The organism is Vibrio sp. 10N.237.312.B06 (assembly GCF_041464685.1).
GTDB lineage: Bacteria > Pseudomonadota > Gammaproteobacteria > Enterobacterales > Vibrionaceae > Vibrio > Vibrio tasmaniensis_A.
Map to the genome: position 1 here is coordinate 1 of NZ_JBFSPI010000042.1, position 20,210 is coordinate 20,210.

Annotated in this window: 15 protein-coding genes and 1 pseudogene; 8 read left to right on the top strand and 8 right to left on the bottom strand. The window is 43.7% G+C overall.

Going from position 1 to position 20,210, the window contains the following annotated elements; genetic code table 11:
• Positions 1–120 precede the first annotated feature (120 nt).
• From AB6C75_RS12810 to AB6C75_RS12825, 4 genes are all read right to left on the bottom strand, one after another.
• Complete coding sequence (locus AB6C75_RS12810; protein WP_017105499.1) at positions 121–1,146, bottom strand: LacI family DNA-binding transcriptional regulator; 1,026 nt, start codon at positions 1,144–1,146, stop codon at positions 121–123.
• Positions 1,147–1,462: 316 nt separating this feature from the next.
• Positions 1,463–2,557 carry a porin gene (locus AB6C75_RS12815; protein ID WP_371709094.1) on the bottom strand — a complete coding sequence of 365 codons (1,095 nt, stop codon included), beginning with the start codon at positions 2,555–2,557 and terminating at the stop codon, positions 1,463–1,465.
• Positions 2,558–2,852: 295 nt separating this feature from the next.
• Entirely contained in the window at positions 2,853–3,869 is a 1,017-nt protein-coding gene (locus AB6C75_RS12820; RefSeq protein WP_371707931.1) for a nuclear transport factor 2 family protein, read from the bottom strand.
• A gap of 126 nt (positions 3,870–3,995) precedes the next feature.
• Positions 3,996–5,291 carry an MFS transporter gene (locus AB6C75_RS12825; RefSeq protein WP_371707930.1) on the bottom strand — a complete coding sequence of 432 codons (1,296 nt, stop codon included), beginning with the start codon at positions 5,289–5,291 and terminating at the stop codon, positions 3,996–3,998.
• A 348-nt stretch (positions 5,292–5,639) separates the two neighbouring features.
• Here AB6C75_RS12825 and AB6C75_RS12830 point away from each other — a divergent pair, with 348 nt between their 5' ends.
• Together AB6C75_RS12830 and AB6C75_RS12835 are read left to right on the top strand one after the other, a co-directional pair.
• Positions 5,640–7,181 (top strand): sodium:solute symporter family transporter, encoded by a 1,542-nt coding sequence (locus AB6C75_RS12830; RefSeq protein WP_372107936.1) that lies wholly within the window; start codon positions 5,640–5,642, stop codon positions 7,179–7,181.
• A gap of 26 nt (positions 7,182–7,207) precedes the next feature.
• Positions 7,208–8,578 (top strand): L-serine ammonia-lyase, encoded by a 1,371-nt coding sequence (locus AB6C75_RS12835; RefSeq protein ID WP_371707928.1) that lies wholly within the window; start codon positions 7,208–7,210, stop codon positions 8,576–8,578.
• A gap of 117 nt (positions 8,579–8,695) precedes the next feature.
• Here AB6C75_RS12835 and AB6C75_RS12840 read toward each other — a convergent pair whose 3' ends face one another.
• Entirely contained in the window at positions 8,696–9,181 is a 486-nt protein-coding gene (locus AB6C75_RS12840) for an Lrp/AsnC family transcriptional regulator (protein ID WP_004736367.1), read from the bottom strand.
• 122 nt (positions 9,182–9,303) lie between these two features.
• Here AB6C75_RS12840 and AB6C75_RS12845 point away from each other — a divergent pair, with 122 nt between their 5' ends.
• Positions 9,304–9,903, top strand: a complete 600-nt coding sequence (locus tag AB6C75_RS12845) for a LysE family translocator (protein WP_004736366.1) — start codon at positions 9,304–9,306, stop codon at positions 9,901–9,903.
• 152 nt (positions 9,904–10,055) lie between these two features.
• On the opposite strand, the gene ahpF is transcribed toward AB6C75_RS12845, so the two are convergent.
• Together ahpF and ahpC are read right to left on the bottom strand one after the other, a co-directional pair.
• Entirely contained in the window at positions 10,056–11,648 is a 1,593-nt protein-coding gene (ahpF, locus tag AB6C75_RS12850; protein ID WP_372107937.1) for an alkyl hydroperoxide reductase subunit F, read from the bottom strand.
• Positions 11,649–11,876: 228 nt separating this feature from the next.
• Positions 11,877–12,434 carry an alkyl hydroperoxide reductase subunit C gene (ahpC, locus tag AB6C75_RS12855; RefSeq protein WP_017078889.1) on the bottom strand — a complete coding sequence of 186 codons (558 nt, stop codon included), beginning with the start codon at positions 12,432–12,434 and terminating at the stop codon, positions 11,877–11,879.
• Positions 12,435–12,933: 499 nt separating this feature from the next.
• Here ahpC and AB6C75_RS12860 point away from each other — a divergent pair, with 499 nt between their 5' ends.
• Together AB6C75_RS12860 and AB6C75_RS12865 are read left to right on the top strand one after the other, a co-directional pair.
• Positions 12,934–13,425, top strand: coding sequence for a VOC family protein (locus tag AB6C75_RS12860; protein ID WP_372107938.1), 492 nt, complete (start codon positions 12,934–12,936; stop codon positions 13,423–13,425).
• Positions 13,426–13,732: 307 nt separating this feature from the next.
• Positions 13,733–14,185, top strand: a complete 453-nt coding sequence (locus tag AB6C75_RS12865; protein ID WP_371700974.1) for a septal ring lytic transglycosylase RlpA family protein — start codon at positions 13,733–13,735, stop codon at positions 14,183–14,185.
• A 202-nt stretch (positions 14,186–14,387) separates the two neighbouring features.
• On the opposite strand, the pseudogene AB6C75_RS12870 reads toward AB6C75_RS12865, so the two are convergent.
• Positions 14,388–15,634, bottom strand: a pseudogene (locus AB6C75_RS12870) (lipase family alpha/beta hydrolase).
• Between the two features lie 839 nt (positions 15,635–16,473).
• Between AB6C75_RS12870 and AB6C75_RS12875 the strand changes: the two are divergent.
• The 3 genes from AB6C75_RS12875 to AB6C75_RS12885 are packed head-to-tail and all read left to right on the top strand — an operon-like array spanning position 16,474 to position 19,830.
• A complete protein-coding gene (locus tag AB6C75_RS12875; protein ID WP_372107939.1) occupies positions 16,474–18,570 on the top strand; it encodes a protein-disulfide reductase DsbD family protein in 2,097 nt (698 codons plus the stop codon).
• On the top strand, positions 18,567–19,094 hold the full coding sequence (locus AB6C75_RS12880; RefSeq protein WP_009847199.1) for a protein disulfide oxidoreductase: 528 nt from the start codon (positions 18,567–18,569) through the stop codon (positions 19,092–19,094). The genes AB6C75_RS12875 and AB6C75_RS12880 overlap by 4 nt, the downstream gene beginning before the upstream one ends.
• Positions 19,095–19,104: 10 nt before the next feature.
• Positions 19,105–19,830, top strand: a complete 726-nt coding sequence (locus tag AB6C75_RS12885; protein ID WP_372091222.1) for a DsbA family protein — start codon at positions 19,105–19,107, stop codon at positions 19,828–19,830.
• Positions 19,831–20,210 lie beyond the last annotated feature (380 nt).

Below are 20,210 nucleotides of genomic sequence, written 5' to 3' on the forward strand. Positions count from 1 at the left end.
TACCGATGTATTGTTGAACGCGAAATGTACAGCAAAGATCAACACGCCCTAGTTAAATATCATAAAAAATCCCGCTCACACTGAGTGGGATTTTTATTGGAATGCGTTTTAACGTTGGTTCTATTTCAGCGTGGTATTTCGTTCAATGAACTTCACTGGCACCATCAACTTAACCAAGCTCGTGTCTTGTTCTTGAATCTGACTAACCACAATTTTCACAGACTCACGTGCAAGGCGTCTGAAATCTTGCTTGAAGGTCGTGAGTTGATAGTTCAACCACTGAGTCTGCGGGATATCATCAAAACCGACCACTTGCAGATCTTCTGGAATACGCAGGTTGAACTCTAAGCGCGCCACATCCATCACTGCCATTGCTAGGTTATCTGTCGCACAGAAAATCGCTTGCGGGTGTGTTGGTTCTGAAAATAGGGCGCGAATAGTATCCAGTGAATCAAGGTAGTCATAATCAGCTTCAATAACACGAGCTTGTTTGCCCGTTAGGTCTTCGAATTCTGAGCAAAAGCCTGCCTCGCGTTCGCCGTTGGTGTAGGTCGGTACGTTACCGGTCAGGTAAACCGCTGATTTCGTTCCCACGCTATGAAAATGTTGAGCGGCAACTTGGCCTGCGGCGTAGTTGTCGCTCACCACATGGCTACTCTTAGTCCCTTCAACAACACGTGCGAACTGGACGATAGGGATGTCGAACTCTTCACATTCTTCATAAAGCGACTTATTGAATGTCGCAGAAGCCGCAATCACGCCATCAACTCGGTACTGGAAGATATTAGGAATAGAGTGGTTGTCGTTTCCATCAACTTGCCAAGGAATCAATACCGCAGAGTAACCCTGTTTTTGTAGCTCAGTGGAGATAAGCTGTAGGGTTTTCATATGGATAGGGTAGTCAGCGTCAGGAAAAACTAGGCCAATCAATTTGGATTCATTTGTCGTCAGACTGCGGGCAAAGGCATTCGGGCGATAATTCAACGATTTTGCTGCATCGAACACTTTCTGCTTGGTCTTTTCAGACACCGAACTGCCCGGTACAAATACGCGAGATACCGTTGATTGAGAAACGCCAGCCAGCTTAGCGACATCTTTAGAGGTGACGGTTGGCTTTGACGCCGTGGAGTGTTTTGGAGAGCTCATAGACCATACTTTTGAACCAAATTAACTGCGCACAGGATACCATAATTAGGTACGTACTCATAAAGCAATAACAAGGAATGATATGAAAAATAAGGAATAATGACTATTTTGAATTTGATGTTGGGTATAACCCATTCTCAGTGTTGGTAAAAAAGTATGATTACAGAGACAGTGACTAAAAAGCTCTGCGTGAGAGCAGAGCTTTAGATTACAAGTTTACCCACAAATGGAGTGACATACCGCTAAGTCATTAGACTGTTAAGCCAAAAGCCAAAAGCCAAAAGCCAAAAGCCGCTAAGCCATAAGTCACTAGCCATTAGAAGTAGTAACGGATACCAGCTGCGAATTGGTCATCGCTATTCTCGTAATGGTTACCAACAGACTTGTCGTTGCCATTATCAAATTGGTATTCCGTCCAAACTAAGAACTTGTTCTTCTTAAAGTGGTACTCAAGGCCCGGGATAATTAGCTGACGCTCGTAGCCATTTGCGTTGTCGTCTGTGTCCGTTAAGTAGTTAACGTTAAAGGTTGGACGTAGACCATTTTCAAAGTGGTAGTAGGTGAAGAATTCAGCACCACGGTGGTCGTAGAATTCTGCTTTGCTGGTGGTTTCCCAGTTAGAACCTTGGCTGTAGGTGAAGCCAACAAACAGACCATTATTGGTGTAGTTCAAACCTAATAAACCGATGCGTTGTGTGTCGCCATCTTTGATGTTTTGAACTGTGCTATCCACATCATCAAACTCATTCTGATGGTACGCTAAGCCAATCGTTAGGCCATCCATAACGGTGTACAGCGTTGAAGCACCGATACCGTTTTTCAGCGTAACAGTATCTGAATTCGTTTGGTTGAATCTTGTTGATACAGCGACATCTTCACGAGTTGTTTGGTAAGTGAAGCCGTATTTCCAGTTGTCGTTAATGTTGTTGCGGTAAGTTATCGAGTTTTCAGCACGGCCTGTGCCTGATGAAATACCCCAGTCAGATAGGTTGTAGTAACCAGAACCACGTGAACCAAACACACGACCCATATCGGTAAACCAAGCCACATCGTAGAAGGTAGACCACTGCTTAGTACCTGCTGCGATCTTGCCGTATTTCTCGTGCTCGACGCCTGCGTATAGAAGTCGGTCGTAAATGTTATCGCCGTTAGCGCCCGAGTTATAACCCCATTCGGCATGGCCAAAGCCAGTCCAATCGTTGTCTAGTCCCATTTGACCTTTAAGGCCGAAACGAGAACTACCACTGTTCCATTCGCCATTATGATCGCCGCCCTTATCTTGGTAACGAACGTCGAAACGACCGTCTAAAGTAAGGCTATCGCCCGCGTCATTGGTAAAAGTGTGTGCAGCAAAAGCTGAACCTGATGTAAGTGCCGTCAGGATCACTGCAGAAAGTATCGACTTGTTCATTGTTGTTCTCTTTATTCAGGTCGCAGAAAGCCACCGTGCTTTCAAGCCCGTTATTAGTATTGGTTTGGCAGGATGTACCCCATCCATGAGGCACTATTTGATTCAATTATTGGTGGAGCAATTATTGACTGGTGAAGCAATTGATTGATGGAACATTGATTAGTTGGTGAAGCACTTGCTAGGCGCGAGAAGGAACGCCTAGCAAGTCATAGCAACCCAAATTAGATGTCGACTTAGGTTGCTACTGTTTGGTTTCTATCTTTTGGCTATTATCGCTAGGATTAAAGCGTTTCGATTACAGCGTTGGGTTCATGATGGTTGAAGTGCGCTCGAACACGTCTAGACCTTGTTGTTGTAGCCAGTAAGGAAGGTCGATAAGCACCCAGTTCTCAGACAGTTTGTCGCCGTCACGGTAGTAAACGTCAACCACTTGCATGTTTGCGCGTACTTCACCACCAGTCATACCAAGGAAGCCACCTGTTGGTGTGTTTGATAGGTTTGGCCAACCGAAGAAACAAGAGAAGTTACCTTCAGCGAAACGACAAACGTGACCGTTGAACTTCTTATCTTTCAGGTTGTTACGGAAAGGAAGTTGATGCTGTTGTTGGTAGCGAGGAATCGTGTAAGACGCGCCGATACCACATGGGCCGTACCAAATCATGTCTTTTGACCAGCTCTTCGCTAGTACTTCTGGTGGACAACCCATTGCGCCGCTGTCGTTTAGTGCAGAAAGGTCATCAACCATCTTGTTTACAAGAGCAAGAGTCGCAACGCCTTCTTCTGGAGCTGCATCTTCGAATAGCAGACCATCGTGATTACGTGGGCCAGGGTAAACGAAGTGCTTACCTGTTGATGGTGGAAGTGGGTAACAACCCGCTTGGTCCATCATGCCTAGAAGATCTAGGAACAGGCCTGTCTTTGTGATCTTGCCGTCAACAACACAGTTAAACTCTGCGTAGCGAACGTTCATGATTTTGCCAGTAGGGCGCATGCCTAGGTATTCAGCGTCGAATAGACCCATGAAGTGACCCATGCTCATTACCCAAATCTCCTCTGGGTTAACTTCGTTGTTACCGCCGATGAAGATATCTTGACGACGCTGCATGCGTGTCATTGATTTCATCATTGGAGCCCAGAATACGTCAGCCGCAGCTTGAGCGCCTTCTTGTTCGCGGAATGGGTAAACACCGCGCCATAAGTAATCTTCAGACGTGTGTGCTTTTAAAACTTCAGCAACGTTTTCGTGAGTAGCGTTTTCCATTGCGTCAAAGTAGTCACGAACAATGCGTTTAGCTTCTTGATATTTAGACATAATTAATTCTCGTTTTGTTGTCGAGTCAACATTCGGAACAGGACTCGATTTGGATTTTGTTACCGGCTGATTTATCAGCCGGATTGATGTTTATTTCGTGTCTTTAGAGGTTTCGACTAAAGGGGATTAAGCTTTTGCTGGTTCCGCTTTCTTGCTCTTGTCGAAAATGCCGCCTTTCAATGTTTCTGGTAGAGATAGCCACAGTAGACCAGCCAGAATCCATACGATTGGCGAGCCCCACATTGCTGTCGCAAGGTCGCTGCGCTCTTGGATGAATACCAACACCATTGGTGCCCACATGCCGATGATACGACCACCGTGGAACAGAGCTGCACCGAAGCTACGTAGGTGAGCTGGGAACAACTCAGAGAAGTAGCCACCCCATACCGCAGAAGCAGACAGACCGAAGTTGTAGATAAGGCCTAGGATAGCCAGCATGTTTAGGCTGCCGATCATCACGTCGCTTGGCGCAACGAAGAATACTGACGCCATGACACCCGCAAGAATGAAACCAAACGCGTTCACTTTACGGCCGTATTTGTCGGCGATTGCACCCCATACCCAAGCACCGAATAGAGAACCGAATGCTGAGATAGAGAAGATGATGCCGATAGTTGAACCGTCAAATTGGCGAACTTCTTTCAGGTACGTTGTCACGAAGCCTGAGAAGAATTGGTAGCCATAGAAGTTAAGGCCAGCCAGTAGTAGACAAGTGATGGTTAGCTTGCGGTAAGGCGCGCTTAGCATTTCACCCCAAGAACCTTTCTTCGCTGGTTTATTCGATGCTTCAGCCGCGGCTTGATCTTCTTCACCGTAAGCGATCACTTTCTTGTCGCTAGGCAGGATGAAGATCATCAGTGCAGCTGCAACTAGAGGAGGAATACCACCCACCCACATTAGGCTCTGCCAAGGTGCATCGATGCTAGAAATGAACGCCGCGTATGCACCCATTGCCATTAGGGCAACCGAGAACATCGAAGAAGCGAATGCCGTTAACTTACCGCGAACGCTTGGTGTGAACAGGCCGATCATCAGGCTTACTGCTACGGTGAAGTAGCCACCTAAAGAAATACCGATGATGAAACGCATTGCTGCCCACATCGCGTAGTCAGTAAACATCATGTTGATGATGGTTGCGCCACCGTTCAGTGCAGTGATGACAATAAGAGTCGATTTCTTACCAAAGTTTGATGCCACCCATGCACAGCTCAGAGCACCAATAAGTGCACCAACCGACTGCCATGTATAGAACTGAGCGGTATCCGCCAAGTTAATACCATCATACGCATCAACGATGTATGGGCGTACGTAGTCAATAATTACAAAGTTATAACAATAGAAAAAGTAGCCAACTAGAATTGCAAGATAAGCAGCTACCCTTTGAATCATAGGAACTTCGCTCATGTGTTTTTTAGTAGTCATGACCGATAAACCTTTATTTTTTATAGGGTGTTTTTAGTTTCGATTATTGTGTGGCGGTTATTGAATATCACCACACCATCTTCATTTCGGGAGAGATAATAGAATTTTTGTGGTTATTAGATCCGTGATCAAAGTCAATTTTAAAATGAGTGCGTACCCATGTTGTGTATTTTAGTGATCTTGATCTCATTAGATCGTCGTTTTGCGACTTTTTGGGCATTTAGAGTGTTTAATCATCTATCTTAGTGACAATACTCACACTTATTGTGGGTTTTTGAGGGAAAATATCCATTTTTGAGTACTATTGGCGGCGAATGAATTGCGAAATATAATAAACGGAATCTAAAAATGGTTACGTACTCAAGTTTTGTGGTTATTGCTTTGTATGTACTAACTACTCTATTTATCAGTTACTTAGTGAATAAGCGTTATAGCGTTGGTGGCGATTTCTCAACGGGCGGAAAGCAATTTGGTTGGTTTACGGCAGGTGTGTCGATTCTTGCAACCTACATCAGTGCGATGACGTTCGTGGGTATGCCGGGTTGGGTTTATAGCTCAGGCATGGAAGCGATGAGCGTCCATTTGAATTACCCAATAGTGATCTTTTTTGCTGTGGTTTTCTTTGTCCCGGTGTTTTACAAACTCGGCCTGACTTCGATTTATGAATACCTAGAGCACCGCTTTGGCGTTGTTGCTCGCACGATCAACTCTATCGTGTTTATTGTGGTTCAGTGTATTTCGGCTGGGGTAATTTTGTATGCAGTTGCACTGATCTTGGTGCAAGTGTTGCCGGTGAGTATCTCCGAGGCGATCATCTACATCAGTTTGTTTACCGCTTTGTATACTTATGCGGGGGGTATCTCAACCGTCATATGGACAGACATGTTGCAGTCGGCGGTGCTGATCATAGGCAGCATTGCGATCTTTGTTTTATTGCTGATGAAGATTGATGCAGGTGAGGTGTTGTCTCCTGAACATCTGAATATCATCAACCTCGATTTCGACTTGGGTGTTGATACCACATTGTGGGCAGGTGTAGTGGCTGTGAGCTTCTTACATCTAAGTGTGTATGGCACTAACCAACTGATTATTCAAAGAACATTGGCGACTAAGAACGTTAAAACTGCACAAAAATCGATGTTGCTTTGTGGTTACGGCGCGTTCTTTATTTACCTGTTTTTCTCTGTAATGGGCGTTCTTCTGAGTGTCTTTTATCAAGACCAAAGCTTTGAAAACAGCAACGAAGTGATTCTCGATTTTGTGTTTAACCATACCAACCCAATCATTGTTGGTTTGGTGATTTCCGCACTCTCAGCAGCAGCGATGTCGACCTTGGATTCGACTTATAACTCAATGGCGACAGTCGCAACATTCGATTTCTACAAGCGCTTTTTCCGTAAGAAAGCCTCTGATGCACATTATGAATCGGTGGCAAGAAAAATGAGCCTTGTTGCTGCAGCGTCGGTTGTTGTTCCTGCATTACTGGCGGTTTCTAATGAATCAGTGCTTAAAACTATTGCTAGCCTGACCTCCATTTTTGTTGGTATTCGCCTTGGCTCTTTTATCCTGGGTTTGTTCTTTAAAAAGGCAAATGAGAAAGGGGTGATTGCAGGCAGTATTGGCAGTGTGGCCGTCGTATTCATCGCTAAATACAGCGGCATAGCTTGGCCTTGGTTTGCCTTGATTGGCACTGTGGTTTTCTTGGTGTTAGGCGTTGTTGTAAGCCGTTTCTGGGGAGAGGTGACCGAGCAACAAAGCGAATTTATTGCCAAGCAGAAGCATTTGTTCGCTAAGCCTACCGCGAGTCATTACGGCTTGTTGGTATTTGCTGTTGTGACGATTGCTGTTTGTACTGTTATCCCTGATTGGCTTTATGCCGCTCTTTCTTAATTGACCGATTTTTTACTGGTATATCTATGTTATCGATCTTTGATATCTACAAAATTGGTGTGGGACCATCGAGCTCTCACACCAACGGCCCAATGATTGCGGGTTTTCATTTCACACAATTAATCGCTGATAGAATCGCAGATGTGACGCGTGTTCAGGTGGATTTATACGGTTCTTTGTCATTGACTGGAATAGGGCATCACACTGACAGAGCAACCATCTTGGGTTTGCTTGGAAATAAGCCAGACACGATTAAGATCACCAGCGCTAATGAAGCGATGCGTCTTGCTATCAACAGTGGTGAAATGCAGCTGAGTGGCCATCACACCATTGGCTTCAATTATCAAACCGACATGCTATTCCACGAAGACAATCTGCCTTTGCATGAAAACGGCATGATGATTACAGCGTTTGACCAAAGCGGAAGCATAATTGTTGATGAAACTTACTATTCGATTGGCGGCGGTTTTATCGCAACCGCGGATGAACTGCAGAATGGCACTCAAACTCAATCGGTCGAAGTCACCTTCCCATTCAAAAATGCCGATGAAATGCTGCAACAAGCCGATAATAGCGGGATGAGCCTCGGTGGCATGATTCTAAAAAATGAAGCGGAGTTCGAAGGTTCTGACATTATTTCAGAAAAAGCCGATCAAATTTGGCGAGTAATGACTCGCTGCATGGAACGCGGATTTGAAACCGAAGGCATTCTTGATGGTGGTTTGAACGTGACTCGTCGTGCGCCAAACTTGTTGAAGAAGCTTGAAGCGAATGCGGCCGTTGAAAACGACCCAATGGAAATCATGGATTGGATTAACTTGTTTGCCTTTGCCGTGAGTGAGGAAAATGCGGCTGGTGGCCAAGTGGTGACATCACCAACTAATGGTGCCGCGGGTGTCATCCCTGCCGTATTGATGTATTACCATCGCTTCATTAAAGAGTTGGATACTAAGCAGTTAAAAGACTTCTTAGCCGTATCGGGCGCGATTGGTATTTTGTACAAAACCAACGCTTCTATTTCTGGTGCGGAAGTAGGGTGCCAAGGTGAAGTGGGCGTATCGTCTTCTATGGCGGCAGCGGGTTTAACGGCACTACGCGGCGGCAGCAACGAGCAGATTTGTATTGCAGCAGAGATTGCGATGGAGCATTCACTCGGTATGACGTGTGATCCGATTGGTGGCTTGGTACAAGTGCCATGTATTGAACGAAATGCGATGGGTTCCATGAAGGCGATTAATGCTTCACGAATGGCACTCAAACGTAACAGCAAAAGCCTGATTTCATTGGATAAGGTTATCGCTACTATGTATCAGACGGGTAAAGACATGAATAAGAAGTATCGTGAAACGTCTCTAGGTGGTTTGGCGCTGATTCATTTAGCTCACCCTTGTGAATAGCAAGCGTAAATAAACGATATCTGTTTCAAAATAACAAAGCCCAGCCCCTAAGTTTTAGAAATCTAGGGAGCTGGGCTTTTATTTTGCTTAAAGTAAAGGGCTGTCAGGAGAAGTGAACTAGTCTCCAAGAGGCAACTTATAGCTGTTTTTCAACTCTTTAACCGAGATGTTCGACTGAATCGCACTCACGCCTTTTACTCGTCTGATCGAGCTGATACGCTCAAAGTACTCTTCTAAATCTTTCGCTAGCACTTGAATCATATAGTCGGCACCACCTGCAATGCAGTGACACATAGGAATCCAATCGGTTACTTCGACAAACTCTTCAAACGGTTCCGTGTTTTCGACCTCGTGGTTGCCCAGTGTCACTAGCGTAAAGCCTGCAACATGAAAGCCTAATTTCTTGCGATTCAGCTTAGCGGCGTAACCATCGATATAGCCCGTCTCTTCCATGCGTTTCCAACGGCGCCAGCACGGGGTTTCGCTGAGGTTGACCTTCTCTGCGAGCTTACTGTTGCTCATGCGTCCGTCTTGTTGGATATGTTCTAAGATGGCGATATCTGTGTCATCTAACACTTCTTTGGTGGATTCTTTCTGTTTCATGGTGTTTTTAGAAAAGTCTTGCTCAAATTTGGATTAATATTAGCCTATATAGCAATTTAATTCCTAGTCGAATCTGTAAACTCTCTCCGTATAAATACTTTACTTATTAGGAGTGAGAGGAAATGAGCTCTCAATTAATGCTGGCGTTCTTGCTATTTTCAACATCAATTGCAATTACACCTGGGGCAGGCAATATCGCATTACTTGGGATTTCAAGTCGTTATGGATTTGCTGCGACTTTACCTTTTATCTCTGGGAACGCTGTTGGTATCATCATCGTACTGGCGGGTTCCAGTGTCGGTTTGGTGAGCCTATTTACCCTTTATCCAGAGCTATACAACATTTTGAAATACGCGGGTGCGGCTTATTTGCTGTTCATGGCGTGGTCGATTGCTAACATGCAAATCGAAGAAAGCACCACAGATAAACGTTCAGGTTTTATGTCAGGTGTGTTGGTGCAGGTGTTAAACCCTAAAGGTTGGATAGCTTCATTAACCGTGTTTTCGCAATTCATTACTCCGAATGCAGATTACTTGATTCAAGTAGTGACCATTATCGCGGGTATGGTGATTACCGGTGTGCCGTGCATGTTGGTGTGGGCGTATTGCGGCACCATGCTGAAAAAATTACTGCAATCACCAAAACAGATGATGTTTGTGAACCGTTGCTTGGGTGGAAGCTTAGCGATGGTGGTTGCCTTTATGCTTTATCAACCGGCATAAATCACAAAGAAAAAAACCACTCCTAAATCCATAGGAGTGGTGTCTAAATGTCGACTAAGTCGTTAACAGTAAAGAAATAAGTTAACAAATATTTAAGGAACTTGAGCTAAAAGCTTTTAAGCCTAGAAGCTTTTAAGTTTTAAGTTTAAAGCTTAAGCCGTTTCAGCCTCTTTAACTGGAGCTGAGTTACGGATTAGGTGGTCAAATGCACCTAAGCTTGCTTTCGCACCTTCACCCATCGCAATGATGATCTGTTTGTAAGGTACGGTTGTTACGTCACCCGCTGCGAACACACCTTTCATTGATGTAGCGCCATGAGCGTTAATTTCAATTTCACCGCGTGGTGACAGCTCAACTTTCGAACCCTTCAACCATTCACTATTTGGCATCAGGCCGATTTGAACAAAGATGCCTGCTAGTTCGATCTGTTTAAGTTCGTCGGTGTTGCGGTCTTTGTATTCCAGACCGGTTACACGGTTTCCATCACCAATCACTTGTGTGGTTTGTGCCATCTTGATTATTTCGATGTTTGGTGTTGCGTTTGCTTTGTCGATAAGCACTTGGTCGGCACGCAATGTGTCTGCAAATTCAAGTACGGTTACGTGTTCAACGATACCCGCTAAATCAATTGCCGCTTCAATACCTGAGTTACCACCACCAATAACCGCTGTTTTCTTACCTTTGAATAAAGGGCCGTCACAGTGTGGGCAGTAAGCGACGCCTTTGTTGCGGTAGTCTTGCTCACCCGGAACGTTCATTTCACGCCAGCGAGCACCGGTACTGGTGATGACCGTGCGAGCTCGTAGTGTTGCGCCGCTCTCTAGCTCAACGTGGATGTAACCGTCTTCTGTGTCTTCTGCCGCAATGATGTTTGCAGCGCGCTGCTCCGTCATCACTTCAACACCGTACTCTTTTACGTGCTCTTCAAGGCTTGCCACTAACTTAGGGCCAGTTGTCGCTTTCACAGAGATAAAGTTTTCAATCGCCATCGTATCCATCACTTGGCCGCCGAATCGGTCAGCAACCACACCGGTACGAATGCCTTTACGTGCCGCATAGATAGCCGCTGAAGAACCTGCAGGGCCACCGCCGACAACCAATACATCAAACGGTGCTTGTTGGTTTAGGTTAGCCGCTTTCTTTTCTGCTGCGCCTGAATCAACTTTGTTAAGGATCTCTGCCAGTGACATACGGCCTTGACCAAATAGCTCACCGTTAATAAACACGCTTGGAACTGCCATGATGTCGCGAGACTTCACTTCATCTTGGAATGCTGCGCCATCAATCATCGTTGTCTTAATTAGAGGGTTAATCGCCGACATCATGTTGAATGCCTGAACCACTTCTGGACAGTTTTGGCACGATAGCGAGATGAAAATCTCTACATTAAGCTCTTGATCGAGTTCTTTAATTTGTTCGATTACGTCAGCTTCAAGCTTGATAGGGTGACCACCACTATGAAGCAGTGCTAGAACCAGTGACGTAAATTCGTGACCCATTGGCAAACCGGCAAAACCGATCGCGGTGCCTTTCTCTTGGTTCACGACCTGCATGATTGGGCTACGAGTGCTCGCGCTATCATCACGGCTCACTTCAATTTTGTCGGTTAAAGACGCGATGTCATTCGCCAGATCTTGAAGTTTGTTCGCGGTATCGCTGCCATCCAGGCTAAGGACTAACTGAACATTGGTTTTTAGGTTTTCTAGGTATGCTTTTAGCTGCTGCTTCATTGCTTGATCTAACATAATCGTGCCTGCTCTTAAATTCTGTGTCTTGGTATTGACCAATACCTTCTTGCTGAAAAAGGAAAATAAAAAGGGGGCGCAAGTCGGCAAATATTGTGGTGTTGATGTTTTGAAAGGGTGGCGCGCGACTGCCCTTTAGGAGGGGGGCCGAAGCGCGCCTGTAGAACCTTTTAACTGTTCTGTTTTACTTATTCTTTCTTAGCTGTTCTTGTTTGAACTAGGCTTAGATTAAATCTTGCCTACTAGGTCTAGAGATGGCGCTAGAGTCTCTTCGCCTTCTTTCCATTTAGCTGGGCAAACTTCACCTGGGTGAGCGGCTACGTATTGTGCAGCTTTAACCTTGCGTAGTAGGTCTTCAGCGTCACGACCGATACCTTCAGCAGTGATTTCCATTGCTTGGATAACGCCTTCTGGGTCGATTAGGAAAGTTGCACGGTCTGCAAGGCCCTGACCTTCACGCATAACGTTGAAGTTATTTGTGATGTTGCCTGTTTGGTCGCCTACCATGAAGTATTCGATAGTGCCGATTTTGTCAGAAGTATCGTGCCATGCTTTGTGAGAGAAGTGCGTGTCAGTTGATACTGAGTAAACTTCTACACCGCGAGATTGAAGCTCTGCGTATTTGTCTTGTAGATCAACTAGCTCAGTTGGACATACAAACGTGAAGTCTGCTGGGTAGAAGAAGAATACAGCCCACTTGCCTTTAACGTCTTGCTCAGTGATTTCTACGAATTCGCCGTTTTTGAATGCTGTTGCGTTGAATGGTTTGATTTCTGTGTTGATCATGATTCGACTCTCTTTCTAATTTGTAGTGTTTAACGCTATCCCGCGTCGATGGAGCTATATTGCATTCGCACCGAAAATTAGTGAAATCGGACATTTCTATAGATTCAATAGGCAAATCCTATCTTCGTAAGAAGAGAGCTATCGACAAAAGCTATCGATAAAAGTTATCAAACTAGGGCTACGTTCTATTTGGGTAGCTATGCTCTTTAGGCTGTTCTCTATTTCGGCTTATCTCTATTCACGTAAGCCTCTATGTATCTATGTATCTATGTATCTATGTATCTAAGTAGGCAAGTAGGTAAGTAGGCAAGGGCAGGCATGGCTTCTTTAAGTTAGCTAGGATTTGATGCTAAACATGTAAATAACAAAAAATTATCATTAATATAATTTATGATAATTTCAGTTAATCGTCACATCTCCATATACTCTCTTCATCGAAACGAAACATCGAAGCCAGTCTTCGAAAAGCACAGAATTTAAAACGAATTTGGAGCAAGTTATGAAAATGAATCACGTAGGCATCATGGTTGGCGACATGGACAAAGCAGTAGAGTTTTACACGAAAGCGCTGGGTCTAAGAATCGTAATGAACAACACCAAAGTGATGGGAGAGCGCGAATCAGCAATCGGCCGCATGTGTATCGCAGTATTTGGTGAAGGCTTCAAAGGCTTCAACATTGCACACCTAGTCACATCTGATGGTATCGGTGTTGAGCTGTTCGAAATGAAAGATCGTCAAGAGCGTCACGAAGTTGATTTCTCTCGCCTAGGTATCTTCCACTTCTGTCTGCAACTTCCAAAAGAGCAGTTTCATTCAGCGGTTAAGCGTGTTGAAGAGTATGGCGGTAAGGTTCGTATGGACATCATGCGTTACCACCCAGAAGACGAACTAAAACAAGCGCAAATGGTTTATCTAGAAGACCCGTTTGGCAACCTATTCGAATTCTACTCGCACACATACGAAGACACGTACGCGACTGATTACGAGTAATCGCGTTACCTGCCTGTCATAAGGTAGAAAACCGAAACATCCCCTAAAGAGGATTGGTAGAGATACCAATCCTTTTTTGTGTTTGGATGTTTGGTTGAGTGACTTATCTATATGAAGTGATTAAGAAAGGTACAGATTTAAGGCGTTGCTAAAGTTGACGTTTTGAAGATAAAACCTTTCATGAATATGACGGAATAAAGCGTTGTTCATGAAAACATTGCGCCATCATACCGAATGGTAGCCTTGATTGAGTTGTGACTATACTCAGCTCAATATTGCTAACCAACAACAACGAAAATAGAGAAACATGCAGAGATTAGTGTTCCCAAATCACATGAAAAAACGACATATCATCTTTACCGCTCTTATTCTTATGATATTAGCCGGATGTACCTCGACGTCGGCTGTCGGCAGTTCTAAAACAAAGGACTATGCCAAGTCACATGCTCTTGTGGGTAAAGCTTCTTGGTATGGCGATAAATTCCATGGAAAACTCACAGCAAGTGGTGAGACGTATAATATGAATGCTTATACGGCGGCTCATAAAACCTTGCCCTTTGGGACGATCGTGAGAGTGACCAATACAGACAATGGCAAGTCGGTCGATGTGAAAATTAACGATCGAGGCCCTTACGTAAAAGGCCGAGTGATCGACCTTTCTCACAAGGCATTTGCACAAATAGGTAACGTTAAGCAAGGCACTGTGCCTGTCAAAATTGAGATTGTTGATGACAGTAATACCTTTAGGTATAAGCACTAAGACTCCGCTTGTATGTGGAACTAAAAGGATTGGTAGAGATACCAATTCTTTTTTTGTGTGGGCATTACTGGGGGATACTAAAGTGGATTTGGACAAATCCGTGTAAGCTCAAATAACAAGTCCCGTCCTAACCTCTCCTTAATCAGCATCTGCTATCAGTAATACTTGAGGTTGATTCACCCATATCCAATACGCCCAGTATTTACTCCTGTTCGGCTCTCAACCAAAACTCAGAAAGATCTTCAAACAAGTCGTCGTTGTCTAAGATGCTTAAATGGTTTTCATCGTAACCAAGAATTTGGTCGGCGTTTAATTGAGCTGGGCGCGAAAGCTGGCTTGATAGGTCAATTACGCCATCATTATTGTTGGTATTAAATAACTCCCCTGAATTGTATCCAAACGCTAAAAAGTGCGGGGTATGGTTTTTAGTTTTACTACCAAATAACTCGGCGATAAATTTTCCGTCTGGATTTAAATCTACCCAGGCTGGCATCACGATAGGGGAGTATTCAACCCCTTGCTTGGCGGATGCCACACCACCAAACGGGGAAGATATGGTGGTGATGCTGCTGACAAAATTGCACAACTGCCCGATTTGGCACTGACGAACACTGTTTGCCACGATCAGCCCGCCCATGCTGTGTGCCACCACGTGTAATTGTTGGATCTTGTATTCAGTCACTATGGTATGCAGCAGGTTATTTAAGCCTTTCGAACTTAAAATCAGAGATAAGCCAGAAGGGTAGTTGAATACCCATATTTGGTATTTAGATTGATCGATTTTTTCGATTAATGGAGCAAAATCTAAAGCGGTTGCGTTGATACCATGTACAAATAGGATAGGGATTTTAGTTGGGTCGTATTCCGACAAAAGTAGAGTCCAGCATTCCCTTCAAAAAAGAATGTTACTGGCTGCCACATGCCGAGCTTAGCGTTTTCTCGCTTAAAGGGCGGATCCGTTAAACTCACAACGGTGCCTATATCGACAAGATCCAATTCCACTTTCAGTAAAGAGGACAATGAGTGATTAACAAAGGCTCTGGGCGCTTTGTTTTCGTTAATGGCGAGTGAAATTCTTACTGTAGAATTGTCTTGGTGATCATGCAGATTAACGACACTGAATGGTTCGTCAGCTTGTAGGGTTAAATCTTGGTTTTTATCATCAAAGACAAGTAGGTAGTGTATTTTTCTAGATAGCTGCAATTGAATACTGTCGCTATCTATTATGCCGTCGTAGCCATCAACTTCGCTTTTATTGATATCTTTTATCTGTTGAATAACGACGGCTGAGCCCGACGCTGGTTCGGTCAAAATGATTTGGTACTGGTCGGTATAGGCATCAATTGCGTCTATCTCATTCGATAGATTTCTAAAATTACTGCACCCTGATAGCACTGAACTGAGTAACAATGCTGAACTGAAAAATATTGCAGTAAGTAATCGCCTCATTCTAATCTCATCCCCATCTCAATAAGCTTCGTCCTTCAATCAACAATTTTATACATAAACAAACTGCATGAGTTTAATACTAGCAAGAAAACAGAGAGTTAGGTCATACGTTGTTCCTGAGCATGTATTGTCTTGGTCCGAGTTTACTTAGTTCACACTGCTCGACCGCGGTATGGCTGATGTCGATTGTCTTTTCGATACTGATTGTCTTTCCGACCCTGATTGTTGGTGTATGATTTTTACGATTCTCAATCGCTTTGATTCATGAAAATTATCGACATTAAGAAAAAAATTGAACTTTATTATTTTAGTTAAGTCGTATTGCTACGTTTACCATAACAAGACATCTGCAGTTTAGATATGATCTCAAGTCGAAACACACATCAGCTAACTCGTAGCGCACTATTATTAGTGGGTTGGGTTATCTGTTTCTGTCTCGCCAGTAATATGAGTTTTATCCAAGGCTGCAAAGTAAATTATGACAACAGTGATTCTGCTATTTCTACTGCCGTGCAGGCAAACAAGATTAGCGATAGTGGCGTTTTTATTGATGGGGCATCTCAATCCCAAGACGGCCAATCCGTCCAAAAATGTGAGTTATCAGAACATCTGATAAATTTTGATCACCACCAAGTCAATGATCAAGCTATATTCACGTACTTCATACTCGTTGTCGTCGTATTGTGGTTGCTAAGTACTGTCCCGTATTTCCCTCCCTTCACTGAGCCAATCCTCCACAAAGGTAGGCGCATCCATCTCAAGATCTGTGTCTTTAAAGAATGAAAATAAGAGCGTTTAACTAACACTCATATTATTCATTTTTTAAGGAAAAATTAGACATGCCTAAAAGCAAAATGTCATTGCGCTTTGTTGTGCTTTGGCTATTCGTTGCGTTGTGTTTAACATTCACTGTGAACGCAAGTGCGAGCGAATCGATGACTCCTGTTACAACGGGTTGGATGCAAGACAAGTTACATCCGTATGTAGAAACGCGTTTTGTCATGACAGGACAAATTAATAAAGAAGATAAAACCGCGGCGGGTTATCTGGAAGTGAACCTTTCTGATGAATGGAAAACTTACTGGAGAAGTCCTGGCGAAGGAGGCATTGCGCCCAAAATTAAATGGGCTGACTCTAAGAACGTTTCGCAACTGCAATGGTTTTGGAAGTTTCCTCAACGCTTCAACTTGCTCGGCATAGATACGCTAGGCTACAAGCACAACATCATCTTTCCGATGAATCTTCATATTGATGATATGAACAAACCTGTTGAGCTCCATGCAGTGCTGACGATGTCTTCATGCACCACCATATGTATTCTCACGGATTTTGACATCAACTTGGTGTTTAACCCAAGTGAGATGACCGTGAATAACGACGCGATGCTTGTCTACGCAAAAGCAATGAGCGAAGTGCCGAAAGACTCACCGCTTGTAGAGGGTACATCTACGATTTGGGATGCTCACAAGTCGCAACTTCAAGTTATTGCTACACATAAAATTGGTTGGACTGCACCCGATATAATCGTGGATGGTGATTCAGATGAAATGCAAGATGCTGAATTTGGTATTCCTCACATTGAAATTGAAGGTAACCAAGCCATTGCGACTTATGACGTAAGCAGCTGGATGGGCACACCCGATCTCAACAACCAACACATTCGTGTCAGCATCAAAGACAAAGACTTCATTACAGAATACCCAGCCACTGTTACCAACGGCATAGTGGGTAATAGCTCTATGATAAGTATGGTGCTTTTGGCGCTATTAGGTGGGTTGATTCTCAATATCATGCCCTGTGTATTCCCTGTACTTGGAATGAAACTGAGTGGGGTTATTTCTGCTCAACGCATGGCAAGAAAACAGGTTAGGTTCCAATTCCTTGCATCTGCGAGTGGCATCCTCGCATCCTTCTGGTTAATCGCCACTTTCTTGGCTGTGTTAAAAATATCAGGCAGCGTTATCGGTTGGGGAATTCAGTTCCAAAACGGTTGGTTTATCGGTGGGATGTTTATCGTCACAGCCCTTTTCAGCGCCAACATGTTAGGGCTTTTCGAGCTCCGTCTTTCATCGAATACCAATACGTGGATGGCAACCAAGGGAGACAGTAGTTACGTCGGACACTTTACACAAGGCATGTTCGCAACGCTATTGGCTACGCCATGTTCTGCTCCATTTCTTGGGACAGCCGTTGCATTTGCTCTTGCCACGACTATCCCGACGATGTTTGGTATTTTCACCGCACTTGCCGTTGGTATGGCACTTCCATGGATCATCGTTGCTGCATTCCCATCGATAGCTTTGGCGCTGCCTAAACCAGGAGCATGGATGAACCGTGTTAAATACCTGTTCGGCGGAATGATGCTAATCACTAGCGTTTGGCTCTTTAGCTTGCTTCGACCTCACGTCCCTCAATTGTGGTTATACGCAATACTGGCGGTCAGTGTTTGCCTATTGCTTGTCAGGTTGGTTCAAGTGCATGGAATCAAGACTGCGGGTGCTGTTGCCTTGCTGCTGTTGAGTGTTATCTCTGCCTCGTTATTTGTCGAGAAGGCAACATCCAAAATTCTGCCACCAGAACCTGAGTGGGAAGCTTTGTCGACCGTAGCCATTGATGATCATGTTGCTAACGACAAAGTAGTTTTCGTTGATGTTACCGCTGATTGGTGCGTGACTTGTAAAGCAAACAAGATCGGGGTTCTCTTACAAGATCCTGTTTACAGCGTATTGACTGAAGGTGATGTAGTGCCGATGGAGGGCGATTGGACAGTCCCAAGTGATAGTGTCACGTCATACCTACAAGATCACAACCGTTTCGGTGTTCCGTTCAACATGGTTTATGGCCCTAACGCTCCGGAAGGTATTGAGCTTCCTGTCATCTTAACCAGTGATGCGGTGATGGAAGCCATTGAGAAAGCAAAAGGTGGTGACGAATGATGAGAAAAAAAGCTAAGGCAAAACCTCAGTCCAAAAAGCAGAAGTTGAGATCGGCATTACTGTATACCTTGTTCGCATTGGTCGTGGTCTTTGGTGTTGATTATTGGCGTACAAAAGACGTTCCAATGCAGAACGTTCCGCCAATGGTTGGGATGTCATTATCCGGTAAACCGATAGATGTAATAGAGATGAGTAAGAAAGAGCCGGTATTAGTTTATTTTTGGACGACATGGTGCGTCGCCTGCAAATTTGTGACGCCAGTGGTTGATTGGTTTTCATCGAGCTATCCCGTCGTTGGTGTATCACTGACTTCGGGTAAAGATGAAAGAGTTCAACGCTATATGAATGCTAAAGGGTATAGCTACGACAACATTAATGACACTCAAGGTAAAATTGCACGCGATTGGGGAATCTCCTTAACGCCAACACTCATTGTTATTAATGATGGAAAAGTAACAAGTGTTACTTCAGGAATTACTACGCCAATAGGTATCGCAGCCCGACTTTGGTTAGCTAAGTATTAATGGGAAAAATATGAAATTCATTACAAAAAGCATCATCACACTATTGGTTACTCTGGCTTTCTCACCCGTCACTTTCGCAATGACAAAACAAGAAAAAATTGCCGAGATAACGCAAATGCTAGAAACGAACGAAGGTATTATCGATTCAGTTCACGACAGTCTAGCTGCTTACATAGATCAACAAAGTAGCTTTGATAAAACGTTAGTTGAGAGTCATGACTTTATTTATAACAACCCACATCACCCTTGGTATGGTTCCGAACATCCAAAACTGACGATCGTAAATATGACTGATTTTAGTTGCCCGTGGTGTAAAAAATTAGACCCTGTTCTTCGAAAAATAGCGGATGAGTTCCCTAATGACATCAAGGTGATAAATATTTATATCCCTCTAAAGGAGAGAGATTCGCCATTGAACTCAGCAACTTTTGGACTCAATGTCTGGAACAATGACAAAGAAAAATACAAAGCAGTTGAAGAGATGTTGATCAGTAAGCCTGGTATTCACAACGTTCGTTCGATAATGAAAGTAGCGAAGAAGAACAAAGCCACCGATTATGTTTCTTCAGACAGTGAAATGGCGATTGAAGTTGCTGAAAACTATAACTTATTTACGAGACTGGGTGTTCGGGGTACACCAGCGATGCTAATTGATGGAACATTGCTCCCCGGCTACTTGCCATACGAAAAACTATATCCAATAGTAAAGGCTAAGCTAGAAGAGAAAAGTAAATAGAATAAATTTACGATAACTTAATTATTATCTTTGATGGATAAAAAGCCCTATTGATTAGGGCTTTCTATCATTTAAATATTAATTGTAAAAGTAGATTACAAATTAATAAACAATATACAACGCAGCTAGTCCAAATATGCCTAGAAAACTCAGAACACCACATGTTGAGTACAACAACAGTCTCATTGTTAATTCCTGATCACAAAAAATTATTAATAGTATTTACTTTTATAAATTGTCTTATGTGCAATTTAAGGGCGTGGGGTTGACAAGGTTATATTAAAATAGCACCTCCAGATAAATTATCACTTAACATTTAGTTAGAGTTTCCCATGCTGAAATAATTACCTTTACTCTGTGTTTTTTACGAAGTAATTAGA